We start from the raw sequence: 18,751 nt of genomic DNA, 5'->3' as shown, positions 1-18,751 counted from the left end.
TCAGAGGAGGGGATTCCCTCTACTGATGGTAGAATTTAAGAGTCTGTGTTCAATCTCTAAAGAAATTATTTAAGATCTGCCATTGTAACATGACCCATATCTGTGAATGTGTAATTCTCGCCTGCCATTGCCCAAATAAACGTGTAATTGTTTGTGCCTACACCAGAGTGAATGGACCAAGGCGGTGATAGAATAACTTGTTCATTTTTGACAACCATGTGGCGTGTATCATCCGGCTGCCCCATAAAGTGAAATACGCGAGATTCCTCATCCATATCGAAATACAGATACGCTTCCATACGGCGATCATGTACGTGTGGTGGCATCGTATTCCACATATTATTTGGTGCAAGTAAAGTCATCCCCATCATTAACTGACAACTTTGAATGCCATCTTCATGAATATACTTGTATATCGTACGTTTGTTTGATCCCTCGTCAGATCCTAAGTGTGTCGGAACAGCATCTGCAATTGGTAGCTTTTTAGTTGGATAGTTCGTATGAGCTAGCGCCGACACGATGTAGAACTTCGCTGGATTTGCAGCATCAACACTTTCCACGCTTACCTCTTTATTGCCTTTACCCACATATAAGCAATCACGCTTATTTAGTTCATAAGCTTCACCATCAACGATAACCTTGCCAACGTTGTCAGAAATATTAATGAACCCTACTTCTCTACGCTCTAAAAAGTACTCTGTTTTCAATGTTTCTTTATCATCTAATACTAGCGGTTTGTTTGTTGGTACTGCTCCACCTGTGATCAGTCGATCGTAATGAGAGTACACCAATTTAATCTCACCAGTAGTAAATAGATTTTCAACTAAAAAGTCCTTACGAATTCTTTCCCCATCATACGATTTAAAATCTGTTGGATTCGTTGCATATCTTATTTCCATCTTTTATTTCCCCTTCCTATTTTTAAAAAAAGTTATTAAGAACCCATCCATCCGCCATCAACGCAGAGGACGTGGCCATTCATATAATTTGAAGCATCAGAAGCAAGGAAAATCGCTGCCCCTTGTAAATCCTCAGGAGTTCCCCATCTACCTTGTGGAATTCGTGCTTCAATCGATGATTTACGTGCTTCGTTTTCACGAATTGGAGCCGTGTTATCCGTTGCAAAGTAACCTGGTGCGATAGCGTTTACATTCAAACCTTTACTAGCCCATTCATTTGCTAACGATTTCGTGATACCAGCGACTGCATGCTTACTTGCAGCATAGCCAGGAACAGTTAATCCACCTTGGTACGATAGCATCGAAGCGATATTGATTATTTTCCCAGAACCTCTTTCAAGCATATGCTTACCGATCTCTCGACATAAAAAGAAAACCGAGTTTTGGTTAATATTAATAACATCAAACCATTCATCATCCGAGTGTTCGGCGACAGGATTTCGACGAATAATACCTGCATTGTTCACAAGAATATCAACTTGACCTGTTAAACTGATCGCTTCAGCAGCAAGCTGTTTTGCAGCCATTGGGTCCATTAAATCGGCAGCTAACTCATAATATCTAGCACCCTCTGATTCTACTAATTCCTTTGTATTTGAACTACTACTGGAACTAACACCAATTACACCGGCGCCAGCCTTTGCAAAACCAACAGCAATACCTTGTCCTAAACCTCTACTAGATCCGGTTACTAACGCTACTTTGCCTTTTAATGAAAATAGTGATTCGATCAAAATATAAGCCTCCTTATTTTGGATAATTTTCATCAATTTTGTTCATTATTGTTCAATATAGTTTATATTTTACCATTTGATTCAAAAAACATCAACTAACTTAATTGGGCTTTCGCGTTACATATTTGCGATTTTTACATTTACACCTATGTTTTCAAGCTTTTCCCTTGCTACATCTACAAGATTATTGTCCGTTATAAGCTCATCCACATCTGTCATTGTAGCGAACTGAATTAATGCAACCTTTTCGAACTTAGTTGAATCTGCAACAAGTGTTACATGATCTGCACAATTAATAATCTTTCGTTTCCAATCTGCATGCAAACTGTTTAAGACCGTTAGTCCATGGTCAATTGAAAATCCAGTTGTTCCAAAAAAAAGGCGATTTACGCGAAGTTTACTTAGTGCTTGTGCTGCTTGGTCGCCAATAAGTGAGGAAGAGTTATGAATTTTTGTTCCTCCCAAAACAACTAACTGGACATTTTCTTTTTCGTGAAGAATATTGGCAATTTTTATATCATTTGTTATTACTGTAACAGGAAAATCACCAAGTAATTCAGCTATCGCACTTGTCGTGCTACCACCATCCATCAAAATTGTTTCATGTGGCTTTATTAAACTTGCGGCTTCCTTTGATATTGAAGCCTTGCTATCGGTTTGACTAGACTGCCTTTCCTTAATCGGCACTATTCTACCTTCTGTATTTTCTAACATAGCACCGCCGTGAATCCGCATTAATAAGCCCTTTTTTTCCAATGATTCTAAATCAATACGAATCGTTTTTTCCGTTACACCTAATAGCTTGCTTAGCTCCGAAACTTTGACTGTTTTGTTCGTTTCTAATTTATTTAAAATAGCTTCATATCTTTCTACTGAAAGCACAACTCACTTCCTCCTTCGTTCCTAATCGTATTTCCTATTATAATATAAAATCGAACAAAAACAAACATCTTCGTGTATATAAAAGCAATTTGCTGATTATCACTTCGACAAATTTCCCGGGCAATAAACAATTCTCATTTCACATAAAGATCCGAAAATCTATACTCTATTAATTCAAAAAAAATGCTGACAAAAAGGTAATCTTTTTAGTCAGCATTTGTAATATCAATTAAAATTAAAGTAGGCTTCCGCATTATAATATGAAATTTTTTGTACAATCTTACCTAATGTTTCATAATCCTCTGGAACTTCACCGTCTTCCACCCATTTTCCAATAAGGGAGCATACTAGTCTTCTAAAATACTCATGTCTTGGATAGGACAAAAGGCTTCTGGAGTCTGTTAACATACCAATAAACTGGCTGAAGACACCGATACTGGCTAGAGCGTTCATTTGGTTTAGCATCCCTGGCTTAGAGTCATTAAACCACCACGCTGTACCAAACTGAATCTTGCCCGCAGTCCCACCACCTTGAAAGCTACCAATTATTGTTGCAATCGTATGGTTGTCAGTCGGATTTAACGAGTATAAAACCGTTTTTGGTAAAGCATCCTCTTTTGCCATAGAATCTAATAGTTTCACCAATGGTTTTGCAATTCCTTCGTCATTCATGGAATCATAACCAGAATCAGGTCCTAATTGATCAAACATTCTTGAATTGTTGTTTCGATGTGCATTGATATGGTACTGCATCGCCCAATCTAATTTTGCATACAACTTCCCTAAGAACGTTAATGTATAGGTCTTAAACTTCTTTTCTTCTTCTAATGATACTTTATTACCAGCAAGTGCATCTTTAAATAGCTGATCGATTTCTTCCTTAGTCGTTTCTGCATACATCATCGTATCTAGCGCGTGATCGGAAACTCTCCCACCCAACGAATGAAAAAATTCCACGCGAGACTCAAGTGCTGCAAGATAATCATCATAAGACGAGATGCTCACGTTTGAAACGTTTTGTAGCTTGTTAATCCATTCCTGGAAGCCATTGCGATTAATTTCTAATCCTTTATCAGGACGAAAACCTGGTAGCACTTTCACACTAAAATCGCCCTCTTCAAGCAACTTCGCATGATATTGTAAATCATCTACAGGATCGTCTGTTGTAACAACAACGCTAACATTGGATTGTTTTATGAAATCTCGAGCACGGTACTCCCCGCTAGTTAACTTAGCATTTACTTCATCCCAAATTATCGGTGCTGTTTTTTCATTTAGCACCTCATTTACACCAAAGAAGCGTTGCAATTCTAAATGGGTCCAGTTATATAATGGATTACCAATTAACATCGGCACTGTTCTTGCCCAAGCTAGAAACTTATCATAGTCACTAGCATTACCTGTGATATATTCTTCTTCAATACCATTAGCACGCATGGCACGCCACTTATAATGATCCCCATATAACCAAATCTCAGTAATGTTTTTAAATTGTTTGTTTTCATAGATTTCTTCAGGGATTAAGTGACAGTGATAATCAATTATTGGTAAGTCCTTTGCATAATTAAAATATAACTTTTTTGCTACTTGGTTATCGAGCAAAAAATTTTCATCCATGAATTTTTTCATTATACCCCTTCTTTCGATTGGGCTGTTTTACAAAAGATTGTTGTTATTTTGGAAAATAACTAGAATCCGACGTAACGTAGTGCTCGTGATTTCCGCTCCAGGCAGTCGCTTTCCGGAGCGGGTCAAACACTCTCCAAACTACGTCGCATTTAACTTCAATTGTGAAGTATAAAAAGCAACGAACTTCAGAAAAGAGCCTTCTATTTTTATACTTACAAGTTAAGTAAATCTGCGTGTTTACCAATATGTTTCACTAGTGCATCGCGGTAAACTTCTTCATGATCATTTAACGTTTGGTAAAATTCATCTTTAAATAAAAATGCGCCGTTTTCATCCTTAGCTGTTAACAAAATGCCGTATGTGATATGGATCAGTTGACGTGCTGCATCCTGGTCCATGTAATTTGGTAGTTCTTGATCAGATACATTATCTAACGATGCGATGCTATCAAAATCAGCAGTAATATGGTAATACTGCAATGCTTCGTCAACATGTGATGCTGCATATCCGTGCATTTTTCTATATAGCTCTGGGTTTGTATTCGCAATAACACGGACTGCCTCTAACCAGTTCGTACCAGCTGTTTTAACGTGAAGTACACCTTTCGTATATTTACCGATGATTGGAAAGACACTGAACTTGTCACTACCAGAGTGGATACTTAACTTATACCCTAAGTATTCAGCAATTGATGCATGCTCACTTAGCTCTTTTTCAAATTGTTCTAGATCGCCAATATAGTCAATACCTTTTTGGAACTCCCCACAAAATCTTGGTGCTAAGCTAGTCACTGTTACGCCACGTCGTTTTAGTTCATTTGCAACGAAAAAGTGAGCATCCGGCGATGTTACTGTTTCTGTTTCATCAATTGATACTTCGAAATCAATTGCCTTATCCGCTTTGCTAATATAGGCTTTATACACGTGCTCCATATAGTCAAGTGCTTCACCGTATAATAGCGTGTTTTTCATCAAAGCAACTTCATCGTAGCTGATTGATAATCCATTCAAATCAAACGTTTGATTTAAATAAGCCGAGTTAAAATAATCTTTTGTTTCTTGTGGTAGCTCTTCAAATGCCTTACGCACTTCCGCTTCAGAGGCAGACTCTACATCATTTTTGATTTGATCAGAACAATCTAATGTTAAAAAGGAAATACCTAATGATAATGCATACTCAATATCTTTTTCTTCCTTAATATGGTCCCCGTCAGCACCATAACCATCTTTGTAGCCTTCCTGAAACACAGCAAATGCTGCGGCATCCAATATGTCAGTCATCGTCCGGTTCGTTAATGTCAGTTCACGGATACTTTGTTGCGCCAAGATCGGCTTTACTTTTCTATTTCTAACTGTTTCTATGTGTCCTGGTGAAGCCAGACCTAATCGATCGCCGAGTCCCATCGTAGCAATTTCAGTTCCAAATGCTTGAGGAACAGTATAAGCAAAGTAACGATTTAGCACTAACCGGTTTTCATGACTAAGTGGACAAACTTTACCTAGTGCATCAATTCCTTCACCACTAAGTTGATTGTATAATTGACCTTCACCAACAGCTAGGATTGCCTTACCAGTTTCCGAATTGACCATTACTAGCTTTGTATTTTCATAGTCTGTGAAAGATTTTTCATAAACGTTAACTGCTTCCGTTGATTTAGGCGCTTGACCTGCTGCTAATGATTTTAGTACCTCTTTAAGATGATCCACATTGACATCTCCTTAATAATATAATGTTGATAACGGTTTCAAATTGCTATTAAAGATAAACTCAATTTCAATTCATCGGAAAAACAAAAGTTCCGACCCTTAATAACAACGTTGTTAATAACATGATAACGTACTTTCAGTTATTCAACAACTACTTTTCTCATATTCCTTCATCAGAGTATAATTAATGAAATGACACTATATATATGATACATTGTAAGGAAGTAAAATTAATAGGCAAAAGGTGATCCGAATATGAACATTACGATAAAAGATATCGCAAAAGTTGCTGGAGTTAGTTATTCTACAGTATCTAAGGCTCTAAATAATAGTAATTTAGTAAAAGAAGATACCAAACGTAAAATTATTAAAATCGCCGATGATATGGGCTATGAACCTAACTTTGCGGCACAACGTCTCGTCAGCAAAAACACTAAAATTATCGGATTAATCTGGCCGACAATTGAACGGACGGTATTAGCAACCTTAGTGACAAAAATAAGCAACGAAATAGCAAAGACGCCTTACTCGATGATCCTGTCTGTTGATCCAATTCAAAAATCGATGGATACGTTTAAAAAATTTGCTGTTGATGGCATTATCTTATTTGAGGAGAACATGTATACTGAAGTTAATCCAAATTCGATCCCATTGATTTCTTATGGTGTTTCCGGTAAATATGCATCCAGTTATCCAATTATTGATGCAAATCATGAATTAGCCATGCATAAGGCTATTATCTATTTGTACGAACTAGGGCATACAAACATTACCTTTATTGGGAATGTTTCCGAAACAGATCCTTTACAAATGGAAAAATACCACGGCTTTGTGAAGGCAATGAAATTATGTGACCTTGAAGTGTGTGATAGCAATGTCGTCAATACAGAGGGGTTAGACTGGTATGATGGATATCGCGCCACGAAAAATATGTTAGCTAGTGGTGAATTTCCTACTGCGATTGTTGGAGGCAGCTATGATATTAGCGGTGGCATTATACGGAGTCTCAGAGAAAAAAACATAGCGATTCCAAACGATATTTCTGTTATTAGTTACGATAACATTCCACAAATGGATAATATGGAAATTCCAGTCACCAGTATCGGTGTGTCGGTTGAGGCTTTGGCAACAGAAATTGTACATTCGATTATTGCATTGGTTGAAACAAGTGAACTTACCACAAAGAAACTGACTCCAGTGCTTGTCGAAAGAGCTTCGAGTTCAGCAATTAAATAATTTTTTTAAACAGCATTTAATTTGTTTGAGCAACAAATTATCATAGGAGGATTCATAATGGTTACAGGGGACGGCGCATACATAAAGAAAATTAATCGGAGCTATATTTTACAGATGATTATGGAACGGGGACTAATATCTAGAGCAGAGCTTTCTAAAATAACTGGTTTAAACAAAGCTACAATCTCTGTCCAGGTTGCTGATTTATTGGATGAAGGACTTGTCCACGAAACACAACAAGAGCATAATACAATCGGTAGACGACCGATTATGCTATCGATTCACCCTAATGCAGGCTTTACCCTCGGAATTGATTTAGATTATAAAAAAATCAGGTGCTCTGTTTCGAATTTTAAAGGCAATATTGTTGAATCCGTATCGGAAACATTAGATACGTATGAGTATACAGAAATTGTCGAGATTTTAGTAACCAAAATAAAAGCATATGTTAGTAAATATAGCTTTAGTAAATACGGTTTAGCTAATGCAGTGATCGGTATCCATGGGACGGTGAACAATGATCAAAAAATCCACTTTGTACCTTCCTATAAATGGCATAACATCGATTTAAAGCACGATCTTGAACAAGAAATCGACCTACCTATTTCAATCGAAAACAGTGCTAATCTTTCTGCACTTGCCGAGAAGGTTTATCAATATCACCACAGCCAAAACCTAATGACCGTCTTTTTTCGGTCAGGTATTGGGGCAGGGATTATGACCGATGGAAAATTAGATAAAGGGTATAATGGCTTTGCAGGTGAAATCGGACATATGATCCTCTTCCCTGGTGGGAAACAGTGTCCTTGTGGGGCACATGGATGCTGGGAATTGTATGCTGCCGAACCAACATTATTCACGCAGCTATCCAAGGAATTAAACAGAACAATTGATAACTATACAGATCTTGAACAACTGATTCTGGAAAACAATCCGGTCGCAATGAAACTCATTCATGCATTTATATATCATATTTCAATTGGATTGAATAACGTCATTAACCTTTATAATCCTGAAATATTAGTACTAAATAGTAATATTCTAGCATGTTATCCAAATGCAATCGAAGAAATCAAAAGCAATTTACATTCAAACGTCAGTCAGTACAGCCAAATCGCGTTATCTAAAATTGGAAGCCGTTCAACTGCATTAGGGGCTTGTGCATTAGGAATACAACACTTCTTAGAAATAGCAGCACTGTCGTTAACTAGTGAGGAGTTTCAATAATATGTAACGGAAGGAAAGAGGTTTTACTACAGCGGCACCTTGACAACAGGGTCGCTCGTAGCTGCACAATTTCAATTATCAACCTTTCATCACAACAAAAAACACTGATGGCCACAAACGACACAACACCTTCGTGCTCCTACAAAGAAAAAATGAGAAGCAATTCCGATAGAATTGCTCCCCCATACGCATCTATTTATATTAACCTACAACCGATTGAAGCGCATCATCTGGCAATACTTCATTCATGCTACCAGTACGATAACCGTTAAGATCAATGGAAATGTATGAAAAACCAAGTGATTTTAATTTCAAATCAATCTTTTCATTATTTTCCAATACAAGCGCCATTTGCTCTGGCAATACTTCAATTCTTGCAACATCACCATGGTGACGGACACGGACCATCGTAACACCAAGGTTAGTAATAAATTTTTCTGCTTCATTTACTTGATTGATTTTTTGCTTATCTAGCTTTATACCATAAGGGATCCGAGATGCAAGGCTACATGATGCCGGTTTATCCCATACTGGTAAATCAATTTCTTTGGATAATGCACGAATTTCTCGCTTGTAAAGCTGTGCTTCTTGGAGAACACTTCTTACACCAGCTTCTGTTCGTGCTTTTAAGCCTGGGCGGAAATCATCAAGGTCATCCATGATCATGCCGTCTAATACATAATTAAGCCCTAGCTTTTCTGCAAGCTGATTTAAGTGGCTGTATAATAATTTCTTGCTATAGTACCAGCTATCAGGTGTATTCGCTACAATTGCTTCGTCTTTTAGCTCATGAATTTCAGTTTCATGAACAGGTACTCCGATTTCATTTGCGAGCTTCACTGCACCCTCGAATTCTTCATTAAGAAACAATTCGGAAGCTACGACTACAGCCAACACGTTGTCACTGCCCAGTTCTTGCTGTGCTCTTTTTAATACAAAGGCACTATCAACACCACCAGAAAAAGCGACCATTACCCGACCCATACCTTTAAGAAGTTCGCCTAACTTACGATTTTTTTCCATCATCTTTATTCTCCTCACCTTCATTAATAGTAATAGCAACTACTTTAAAACATTCCACACCGCTTCATAGACCCGTTTAAGTGGAATTTGATGCTGTTTTGCAATTGCTTTACACTCTTCATATTCTGGGGAGCTTTGAAAAACAGAGCTATTACGAATACCTTGTTTTACCGTAACTTTTCCCCATTCTGTTTCTACTAGAATGAACCTTCGTTCTGTGCGGTGAACGGTTAATGGATAATATCTGATTCCAAGTGTAGTTGTCTCGCTAAATAAGATATCCTGCATCGTTTCCAGCTTCTGCTTCGAACACAATAGCTGCAACATCACACCTGGTCGGTTTTTTTTCATATAAATCGGTGTATAAAACACGTCATTTGCACCAGCTTCAAGTAACTGATCCATCACATAACCAAGCCATTCTCCAGGTGTATCGTCAAGATTCACCTCAACCTTTACCATTTGATCATCAATATGCTCATAATCCGGGGGATGTTTTTCACGCATTAACAGGGCTCCTTTACATACCAACAATCTTACTTCTCAGACTTATGTGTTAACCGATCAATCATTACTGCATTATATGCTGCACCAAAGCCATTATCGATATTAACTACACTAATTCCCGAGGAACATGCATTAAGCATTGCTAATAAAGCGGAAATCCCTTGAAAATTAGCACCATAGCCGACACTAGTAGGAACCGCAACAACCGGATGAGAAACAAGCCCTCCGACCACACTAGCAAGCGCACCTTCCATACCAGCAACTACTACCGAAACATTCGCACCTTGAATCTCCTCTAAGTTATCTAATAACCGATGAAGTCCGGCTACACCAACATCATAGATTCGGCGCACATTACTGCCAAATAACTCCGCTGTTAATGCTGCTTCTTCTGCCACCTTCAGATCAGATGTACCGGCACATACAATCGCGATGTAGCCGTTATCGTTCGAGGACGTCTCAAGCGTTCGTTTATGATAAAGAATTCGAGCGGTTTCATTGTATACACACGCGGGGTGGTGTGCCATAATAACGTTTGCTTTTTCACGTGAAATACGAGTTGCTAACACGTCATTATCATGCTCTTGAATCGCATCTATAATTGCAATAAGCTGTTCTGGGGTTTTTCCTTCTCCATAAATAACTTCAGGAAAACCCGTTCGTTGCTTGCGCTGGTGGTCGACTTTTGCATAACCTAAATTTTCGTAAGCGGCTAATTGCTGCTTTGCCTCTTCGATTGTTAACTCACCCGTCTGCACCTTATTTAATATTTTATCTAACATTTGTTATGCACCCCAGATCTCTGGTTGTTGTAATATTTAAAAATATTTTGCTAGATCTTTAGAAATCATTTCGTATTTTTGATATAGCTCAGCGTATGTTTCATGTTGGTCCAATTGGGGTTGGATCACTTTGCGAATTGGGATATTATCTTTTATCGAGGCATAGGAATCAACCTTGCCAATTCCGACTAATGCGGTCCATGCCGCACCCCATGCTACACCTTGGTGCGTCTCGGAAAGATGAATCTCTTTTCCAAATATGTTTGCCAAAATTTGTACCCATAGCTCTGATTGAGAAAGCCCTCCGTTGACACATATTCGGGTTGGTTCTCCTGCAAGCCGCTCAAGTGATTTACCAATGTGATACACGTTAAAAGCAATCCCTTCAAGAACCGCTCTTACCAAATGTTCTTTTCTATGTTCAATCGATAATCCGAAGAAGTTACCTCTAGCACGCTGATTCCAGATCGGTGCTCTTTCTCCGTTAACATATGGTAGAAAAATAATCCCGTCTGCTCCGGGCTCAATCGTCTCAGCACCAGCAATTAGCTGCTCGTGTGTCCCGTCGAATTCGATTATATCTTTTAACCATTGTAGCACAATGCCACCATTGTTTGTCGGTCCACCAATGATCGATAGCGCTTCTGTAAACGCATAGGTGAATGTTGCGCGAGCCGGATCAACTGGCGCACCTGTAGTAAACTGCCTAATTGCCCCTGATGTACCTACGGAAATAGCAACCTCTCCAGGTAAAATCGCTCCATCTCCCAGATTCGCGAACTGTCCATCAGCAGATCCGATTACAAACGGCAAATCAGCACGAATGCCGATTTCTTCTGCAATTTCTGGTGCTAGATTAGTTAGTACTGTATCTGGTGCAACAATCTCAGACAACTGTTCTCTTCCTATACCTGCAATTTCCAACGCTGATTCATCCCAGTCATGATTTTTAACATTAAATAGACCGGTTGCAGATGCCATTGCAAAATCAATCAATCTTTTATCAAACCATTTCCAGATTAAATATTCCTTCATCGACATAAAGTAGGCAGCATTCTCGTATGCTTCATATCCCGTTTCCTTCAACCACACCAATTTTACAAAAGGAGACATGGGATGAATTGGTGTACCGGTTTTGCTGTAAATCTCATTACCGACACCTTGCTTTAATATTTCAGCTTGCGGCGTGCTTCTACCATCGGACCAAATGATCATATCGGATAGCGCTTGTTTATTTTGATTCATACAGATAAGTGAGTGCATTGCAGTTGATAACCCTATTGCTAACAGGTTATCCTCATTTGGTTTCAACTGACTGACCACACGTTTTAGCGCTAGCATTGTACTTTGTTCAATCTTAGCTGGATCTTGTTCCGCCCAACCTTGTTGTGGATGATCAGTTGTAATCATCTCTTCTGCATCTAGAATAAGTTTTCCTTCAGTTGTGAATAATACAGCTTTTACACTTGTCGTACCGATGTCTAAGCCGATGACAACATCTCGTAATCTCATAATCTTTGGTCCCCCATTATATGGTCATACTTCCAAAGCCACCATCAACGCGAAGTAACGATCCTGTTACATAACCAGATGCTTTATCGGAAGCAAGACAAACTGCTGCTCCCTTCAATTCTGTTGGTTCACCAAAACGATTCATTGGTGTATGGTTCATTATAGAAGCAACTCTATCTTCACTTAGTATTTTACGATTTTGTTCGGCAGGGAAAAAGCCAGGAATAATCGCATTTACTCGAATACCATTCGGTGCCAATTCTCTCGCTAAAAATTCCGTAACATTATTGATGGCTGCTTTTGAAGCAGAATAAGTAAATACTTTTGATAATGGGGTCGTAGATGAAACGGAGGAAATATTGATAATACTTCCCTTTCTATTTTGCTCCACCATTTTTTTAGCAAAAATTTGTGTAGAGAATACAATCCCTCTCAAGTTAACGTTCATAATGTCGTCCCACTCTTCTGGCGCAAGTTCAAAGAAAGGTGTCGTGCTATTTTTACCTGGTGCATTGAGAATAATATCCCAACCGCCAGCCCAATCTTCAATTTCTCGTGCCGCTCGCTCCACAGATGCCAAATCACTAACATCCGCTACGAATGATTTAGCCGTACCACCAGCTGCCTCAATTTCCTGGGTCACCACGTCAGCTTTTTCTAAATTTCTTCCGACAATTGCTACCTTCGCACCATATTCCGCTAGCCCTTTTGCCATCTCGCCACCTAAAACACTATTTCCACCGATCGCTACGGCCACTTTTCCTGATAAATCAAATAAGTCTTTCATGTTATTCTCCCCTTTTAGTATTAATCAAACAAATTTCCTTTTGCATTGAAATCAAGCTCATAAACATCTGTTAATACTTCCATGTTGTCATGTGTGCTTACTTCATCTAGTAAAGATTCTGATACTTCAATTTCTCCAATTTCTAATGTGTTTTTTATGCGAACCATTTTCACCTTCGTAAAATCTAAAATATTACACGTTTTAATAGCTGCTTTGATCGCTAATTGATCGTTTGCTAAAGCTGTTGATATATGCGTCGGGCCAACTACTGTTGACGTTAAGCCATTGGCATAGGTTGCATCTCGGTCCATTTTGTCGACAAGTCGCTGTGTCGTAAAGTCTGCTGTTCCTACACCATTGGCATTTCCTTCCGTTTGTTTCGTTAAATCTAGCACAACCATTTTCGTTACTTCTGGACCACCATAGGCATAAGGTGTTGGATAGCGACCCGTAATATTTGGATCCATGCCATCACCACTAATGTTTTTGCCGATTTTATCAATAATAAGAACGTCGATTGTTTTAAAAAACAACTTCGGTAAAGATGCTTTCGCTAGCTCTAACATTTCTTTTTCTTTCTCTTCTATTTCATCTGGCTGCCACACTTCTAATCTAGCAACCTTATCAAATGCGTTTTCCACGGTTGCGACCGCAAATAAAATTGGCATGCTTGCCATCGTCATTTTCGCCATTGCTGGTACATGCTCTGCCATATGTTTAAACCCTAGCTGGTGACATGCCTCCGCACCTTTTTGCTTACCTAAGCCAATACTAATCATCTTCATGATGCCACTTTCGACTGGACCGCGAAATGCAGTATGCGGTTTAACACGGTTAAGTACAACAATGCCATCTGCTTCCGACGCAAATTTATCAATGTATACAGGCAAACCATTTTCCAGCTCGCCAATTTTGACTACTTCCATCGACGAGCGAATTTCAGCATTCACCGTTTCCTTCGTAATTCCAAGGTGCTCTAATACAGCTTTTTGACCCTCAGCAGAAGCACCGCCATGACTGCCCATACTCGGCACGATAAACGGATGTGCACCTAGATCCTGCAAAAATTTCACAACACCTGCTGTCAATTCTACTAATCGGTCTAAGCCTCTACTTCCAACCGCCACCGCGATCTCCATTCCGGGCTTGACACTTGCTTTTATCGCATCACGATTTAACTTATTAGCAAGCTCTGTTGGTAGATCGTCCATCTGACGATCATCAAATGTCTGTTTTACCTTGGCCATTTTCGGAATTGGAATATCTTTTACCAGCTCTTCTATAACACTCATATTTTCACACTCCATTCATAAATAAAGTGAACTTCGTTTCTATTGTAAACCTTTTCAAAAGTAATTTATATTAATTTGTTTGGCGGGCAAATTAATATAAAAAACGTATCATGTATTACCCTAATAGTCAATATAACATCTTCTAATACTCAAATTAATTATGCTTTTTCATACTTGTCGTTCAAGTATATAATGCTATCATCTATAAATGGTTCTTGCGTATCTTCCAATAAAACTTGAACAAATAGTTTATTTTCCTTCACCCATTTAAATAGAAAATCATAATTTAACATTCCTTTTCCTACAGGGACCATTTTCACATTATTATCTTCTATGACAAAATCTTTGGCGTGGATAATCACGATCCGATCACCAAATAATTGAAATGCTGTCTCCATTATCGCTTCTTGGTTGGTGAAGTTATCCCCTGATATAAAATTAGCAGGGTCAAAAATGACTTGTAAGTTGTTTGAATCGACCAAATCTAGTAATCTTTTCATCTTTTCTGGTGTATGGATTGGATGATTGATGCCACCTTCTATGCCTACAAACACACCAAATTTTTCTGCTTCTTCCACTAACTCACGCACACTATCGACGACGTCTAAAAAAGGCTTTTCCTCAAAGTTATCTTCAGTATATACCATTTTTTCATGAATATTTCCCGTTTCAGAACCAACGATGCTGCATCCAAAGTCTCTCGCATAACGAATATGCTCCTTAAAGCGATCCATCACTTTTTTCCGCTCATCCAAATTTGGATGTATCATATTAATATAACAACCCAATACGGCTACCTCGACATTTGTTTTATGGAAAGCACGACCAATATGCTTGGCAAAGCCAGGGCTTAAAACCCCGTCGCCAGTTGGAAGTTCAGGAAACGATTTGCTTAATGCTAACTGCACACCGCGTAATCCTTTCCCCGCGACCTCCTCTGCAATTTTATCTGCATCATCAAAATGGATATCATGCCCTCTTATTCCTAGATTTAATGTCATGGTCATCGACTCCTCTCCTTTTAATAATGAAACAGAATGCTGTTAGATGCAAACGATTTAAAGGCTCCAGATACCGAAGCGGTTCGGAACCTCTAAAGTACGTTCTATGTATATGAAAAGCGCAGAGCACCGCTTAGAAACTTAGCGACTGGAGTGAATCGACTAAGATAAAGGAATCATGCCCCTACAGGGGTATGTCGACGTTGGACGACAAGTTCGCTTTTAGTCGACCTTCCATAAAACTTGAATCGACGATGACTTATCGTAAGGCGATTCGTGAAGTCGCCTAGTTTCTGGCGCTCGGAGCTAGACACATGCATAAGTTTTATACTTTTTTATCTTTTATGAATAACTTATGTGATTCGCATCTACCTCATCAGCTAAATGAATTCAATTGATCAAATTCCTTTCGAATGAAATTACAAAAATTGAAAGCAGCTGAATTCCCCGCGAATTTTCCCTTTTAGCTAGAATGCTATTTTTGTTCACCAATAACGGCACGTAGCACATTTGGATGATCAGGGAACGTTTTTGTACCCGCACCATAACCTATCGAATTTACAGTTATTGCTGGTAAATCTCCGTATTCTTCTGCTAACACCGCAATAATCGCTGCACCAGTCGGTGTCGTAAGCTCTGCCTTAATACTACTACAACGCAGTGGAACACCACGTAAAATCTCTAATGTAGCCGGCGCTGGCACTGGATAAATACCGTGATCAATATGAATATGACCGGAACCAACCGGAACTGGAGAGGCTATTATTTTATCAATCCCTAACTGATCAATCAAAATCGAAGTTCCTACAATATCAATAATTGAATCAACGGCTCCAACCTCATGAAAGTGCACCGTTTCGAGTGGCATACCATGAATATGCCCTTCTGCCTCACCAATTTTTTTAAAGATACGTAAAGCAATATTTTCTGCATTCTCCGATAAACCTGCTTCTGTTATCATTTTTACTATATCTTTGTAAGAACGATGGTGGTGTGCATGTCCTTCACCGTGATGCTGATGATCAGCGTGTTCATGTGCATGGTTATGTTCGTGATGGTGATGCTCATGATCATGAGTATGATGGTGCGTATGTGTATGGCTATGTTCGTGATGATGCTTATGATCGTGTGTATGCGCATGATGATGAGCATGTGTGTGTTCCTCGTTTAGTAGATGAACATCGAATTTCGTGCTTGTTATCCCATTTTTGTTGACCTTTGTCCAGCTCAACTCGTATTCATCTTCAAAATTTAACTTTTTAAGTTCCGCTACTAATGCATCAGCATTCGCGCCAGCATCAAGCAATGCGCCAATTGTCATATCACCACTGATTCCAGAAAAACAATCAAAATAGAGTACTTTCATGTTTATCCCACCTACTGAAGTTAGTTTAACTCTATAACCCTATTACTTTTCCATCCAATTTGTATGGAAAGTGCCTGCTTTGTCTTTTCGTTGATACGTGTGCGCTCCAAAATAATCACGCTGTGCTTGAATCAGATTTGCTGGTAGGTCTTCTGTACGATAACTGTCAAAATAAGCAATGGCACTTGAGAACGACGGAACAGCAATACCATGCTTAACAGCAAGCGATACCACTTCACGCAATGCTGCTTGATATTCTTCAACAATCGCTTGAAAGTAAGGATCGAGCAGAAGATTATCCAAATTGGCATCTCTATCGTACGCATCTTTAATTTTTTGTAGGAAATGAGCACGAATAATACATCCCCCACGCCAAATCATCGCTATTTCGCCGTATTTAAGCTCCCAATTATATTGATCTGAAGCAGCTCGCATTTGTGCAAAACCTTGTGCATAAGAACAGATTTTACACATGTACAACGCTTTTCTCACCGCTTCAATTAATGCTTGGTTATCCCCATCAAATTCACTAGCAGTTGGACCCTGCAACAGCTTACTTGCTTTCACGCGCTCGTCCTTCATCGCGGAAATGAATCGGGCAAATACAGATTCTGTAATAAGCGGTAGTGGCACACCAAGGTCTAGTGCATTTTTACTCGTCCATTTACCTGTACCCTTTTGCCCTGCTGAATCTAGAATAACATCTACTAACGGTTTTCCTGTCTCCTCATCGAGTTTCGTGAAAATATCAGCAGTGATCTCGATCAAGTAACTATCTAATTCCCCTTTATTCCATTCCCTAAATACGTCGTGGAGCTCTTCTGTTGAGAGTCCAAGGACATTTTTAAGAATAAAATAAGCTTCTGAAATTAATTGCATATCTCCATACTCTATACCATTGTGCACCATTTTCACAAAATGACCTGCACCATCTGGACCAATGTATGTCGTACAAGTTTCATCATCTACCTTTGCTGCAATCGCAGTCAAAATAGGTGCAACAAGTTCATACGCCTCTTTTTGCCCGCCCGGCATAATTGCTGGACCTTTTAGTGCACCTTCTTCACCACCAGATACACCAGCTCCAATAAAATGGATGCCCATCTCACTTAATTTTTTATTTCGTCGAATCGTGTCCTCATATAATGTATTACCACCATCTATTATAATATCATCCTGATCTAAATAAGGAAGTAATGATTCAATCGTGGCATCTGTTCCTGGTCCAGCCTGAACCATAAGCAAAATTTTTCGCGGCTTTTCTAGCGAAGCGACAAACGCCTCAATTGTTTCTGTTGCTTTGAAATTTTTACCCTTTGCTTCGTTCTCCATGAACGCTTCTGTTTTCGCATATGTACGATTGAATACAGCGACAGAGTACCCTCTACTCTCAATATTTAATGCTAAGTTTTTCCCCATAACAGCTAATCCGATAACACCAATTTCTTGCTGAGCCATGATAAATTCCTCTTTTCTATTTAAATTTTTTGCAGTCTATGCGCAAGTACATTTTTATTTATTTGTTTACTAAACAAACTATAGTAACGTATACCTTAATACTATCTGCAAACGTTTTAACTTTCAACAATTAGTTTGCTAAATTTCTATATAAAAAGAAAACGTGTCTATATTTCATCGGTGCATCGATGAAATAATTTTTTGACTCATTGACTAACAAGGAACAAAAATTATCTTAGTTGTCTTGTTATCGCTTATGTACTATGGGAGTTAACTAGATGTTTTATAATCTATATATTTTATCAGAACAAAAGCGCAGAGCGCCGGTTAGCGACGTACGGACTGGGACTCGAAACAATAAAATCACTTGTTTCTGCGGTGTATATTCATTGTAGCTTTCCTTAATGCGATTACTCGCCCCACCGAAAACATTTGGACTGAACCGCAGGAGATAAAGGAAACATGCCCCTGCATAAGGGGTATGTCGACGTTGGACGACAAGTCCGCATGCATTTAGTCGACCTTCCATAAAACCTGAATCGATGTTGACTTATCGTGTCATGAGGTGAGGGACGTCTCGCTAGTCGATGGCGCTCGGAGCTGGACGTGGCTAAATAACTCAGCAAGATATCCACAACTGTTTATTTTTG

General features: G+C 38.9%; 16 protein-coding genes. 2 read left to right on the top strand and 14 right to left on the bottom strand.

The annotated features are described in order from the left end of the window. Positions 1–65: 65 nt before the first annotated feature. The 5 genes from kduI to ACI6MV_RS13655 form a co-directional block, all read right to left on the bottom strand. Positions 66–899, bottom strand: a complete 834-nt coding sequence (kduI, locus tag ACI6MV_RS13675; protein ID WP_407270869.1) for a 5-dehydro-4-deoxy-D-glucuronate isomerase — start codon at positions 897–899, stop codon at positions 66–68. Between the two features lie 35 nt (positions 900–934). After that, positions 935–1,690: a 2-dehydro-3-deoxy-D-gluconate 5-dehydrogenase KduD gene (kduD, locus tag ACI6MV_RS13670; RefSeq protein WP_407270915.1), complete on the bottom strand. Its 756-nt coding sequence runs from the start codon at positions 1,688–1,690 to the stop codon at positions 935–937. Between the two features lie 120 nt (positions 1,691–1,810). Then, the gene (locus ACI6MV_RS13665) at positions 1,811–2,575 is read right to left on the bottom strand and encodes a DeoR/GlpR family DNA-binding transcription regulator (protein ID WP_407270868.1); all 765 of its coding nucleotides are present in this window, start codon (positions 2,573–2,575) and stop codon (positions 1,811–1,813) included. Positions 2,576–2,800: 225 nt separating this feature from the next. Next, positions 2,801–4,204 carry a glucuronate isomerase gene (gene uxaC, locus ACI6MV_RS13660; protein ID WP_407270867.1) on the bottom strand — a complete coding sequence of 468 codons (1,404 nt, stop codon included), beginning with the start codon at positions 4,202–4,204 and terminating at the stop codon, positions 2,801–2,803. 212 nt (positions 4,205–4,416) lie between these two features. Then, the gene (locus tag ACI6MV_RS13655) at positions 4,417–5,910 is read right to left on the bottom strand and encodes a tagaturonate epimerase family protein (protein ID WP_407270866.1); all 1,494 of its coding nucleotides are present in this window, start codon (positions 5,908–5,910) and stop codon (positions 4,417–4,419) included. 255 nt (positions 5,911–6,165) lie between these two features. Here ACI6MV_RS13655 and ACI6MV_RS13650 point away from each other — a divergent pair, with 255 nt between their 5' ends. Together ACI6MV_RS13650 and ACI6MV_RS13645 are read left to right on the top strand one after the other, a co-directional pair. Next, on the top strand, positions 6,166–7,146 hold the full coding sequence (locus ACI6MV_RS13650) for a LacI family DNA-binding transcriptional regulator (RefSeq protein WP_407270865.1): 981 nt from the start codon (positions 6,166–6,168) through the stop codon (positions 7,144–7,146). Positions 7,147–7,203: 57 nt separating this feature from the next. Further along, positions 7,204–8,373 carry an ROK family protein gene (locus tag ACI6MV_RS13645; RefSeq protein WP_407270864.1) on the top strand — a complete coding sequence of 390 codons (1,170 nt, stop codon included), beginning with the start codon at positions 7,204–7,206 and terminating at the stop codon, positions 8,371–8,373. A 201-nt stretch (positions 8,374–8,574) separates the two neighbouring features. On the opposite strand, the gene larE is transcribed toward ACI6MV_RS13645, so the two are convergent. The 9 genes from larE to gndA all read right to left on the bottom strand — a co-directional run bounded on the left by larE (position 8,575) and on the right by gndA (position 18,101). Continuing rightward, the gene (gene larE, locus ACI6MV_RS13640) at positions 8,575–9,399 is read right to left on the bottom strand and encodes an ATP-dependent sacrificial sulfur transferase LarE (RefSeq protein WP_407270863.1); all 825 of its coding nucleotides are present in this window, start codon (positions 9,397–9,399) and stop codon (positions 8,575–8,577) included. Between the two features lie 36 nt (positions 9,400–9,435). Then, on the bottom strand, positions 9,436–9,903 hold the full coding sequence (larC2, locus tag ACI6MV_RS13635) for a nickel pincer cofactor biosynthesis protein LarC2 (protein WP_407270862.1): 468 nt from the start codon (positions 9,901–9,903) through the stop codon (positions 9,436–9,438). A 29-nt stretch (positions 9,904–9,932) separates the two neighbouring features. After that, positions 9,933–10,685 carry a nickel pincer cofactor biosynthesis protein LarB gene (gene larB, locus ACI6MV_RS13630; protein WP_407270861.1) on the bottom strand — a complete coding sequence of 251 codons (753 nt, stop codon included), beginning with the start codon at positions 10,683–10,685 and terminating at the stop codon, positions 9,933–9,935. A gap of 36 nt (positions 10,686–10,721) precedes the next feature. Beyond that, positions 10,722–12,197, bottom strand: a complete 1,476-nt coding sequence (locus tag ACI6MV_RS13625; protein WP_407270860.1) for a gluconokinase — start codon at positions 12,195–12,197, stop codon at positions 10,722–10,724. 16 nt (positions 12,198–12,213) lie between these two features. Continuing rightward, the gene (locus ACI6MV_RS13620; RefSeq protein ID WP_407270859.1) at positions 12,214–12,984 is read right to left on the bottom strand and encodes an SDR family oxidoreductase; all 771 of its coding nucleotides are present in this window, start codon (positions 12,982–12,984) and stop codon (positions 12,214–12,216) included. A 20-nt stretch (positions 12,985–13,004) separates the two neighbouring features. Then, positions 13,005–14,276, bottom strand: coding sequence for a nickel pincer cofactor-dependent isomerase, group 22 (locus ACI6MV_RS13615; RefSeq protein ID WP_407270858.1), 1,272 nt, complete (start codon positions 14,274–14,276; stop codon positions 13,005–13,007). Between the two features lie 158 nt (positions 14,277–14,434). Beyond that, the gene (locus ACI6MV_RS13610; RefSeq protein WP_407270857.1) at positions 14,435–15,283 is read right to left on the bottom strand and encodes a sugar phosphate isomerase/epimerase family protein; all 849 of its coding nucleotides are present in this window, start codon (positions 15,281–15,283) and stop codon (positions 14,435–14,437) included. A 469-nt stretch (positions 15,284–15,752) separates the two neighbouring features. Further along, complete coding sequence (gene larC / locus ACI6MV_RS13605) at positions 15,753–16,643, bottom strand: nickel pincer cofactor biosynthesis protein LarC (protein WP_407270856.1); 891 nt, start codon at positions 16,641–16,643, stop codon at positions 15,753–15,755. Between the two features lie 42 nt (positions 16,644–16,685). Then, positions 16,686–18,101 (bottom strand): NADP-dependent phosphogluconate dehydrogenase, encoded by a 1,416-nt coding sequence (gene gndA, locus ACI6MV_RS13600; RefSeq protein ID WP_407270855.1) that lies wholly within the window; start codon positions 18,099–18,101, stop codon positions 16,686–16,688. Between the last annotated feature and the right edge of the window lie 650 nt (positions 18,102–18,751).

Origin of the sequence: Radiobacillus sp. PE A8.2, from assembly GCF_045635475.1 — a bacterium.
Lineage (GTDB): Bacteria > Bacillota > Bacilli > Bacillales > Amphibacillaceae > JBJGXI01.
This window is presented reverse-complemented; position numbering and strand designations above follow the sequence as displayed.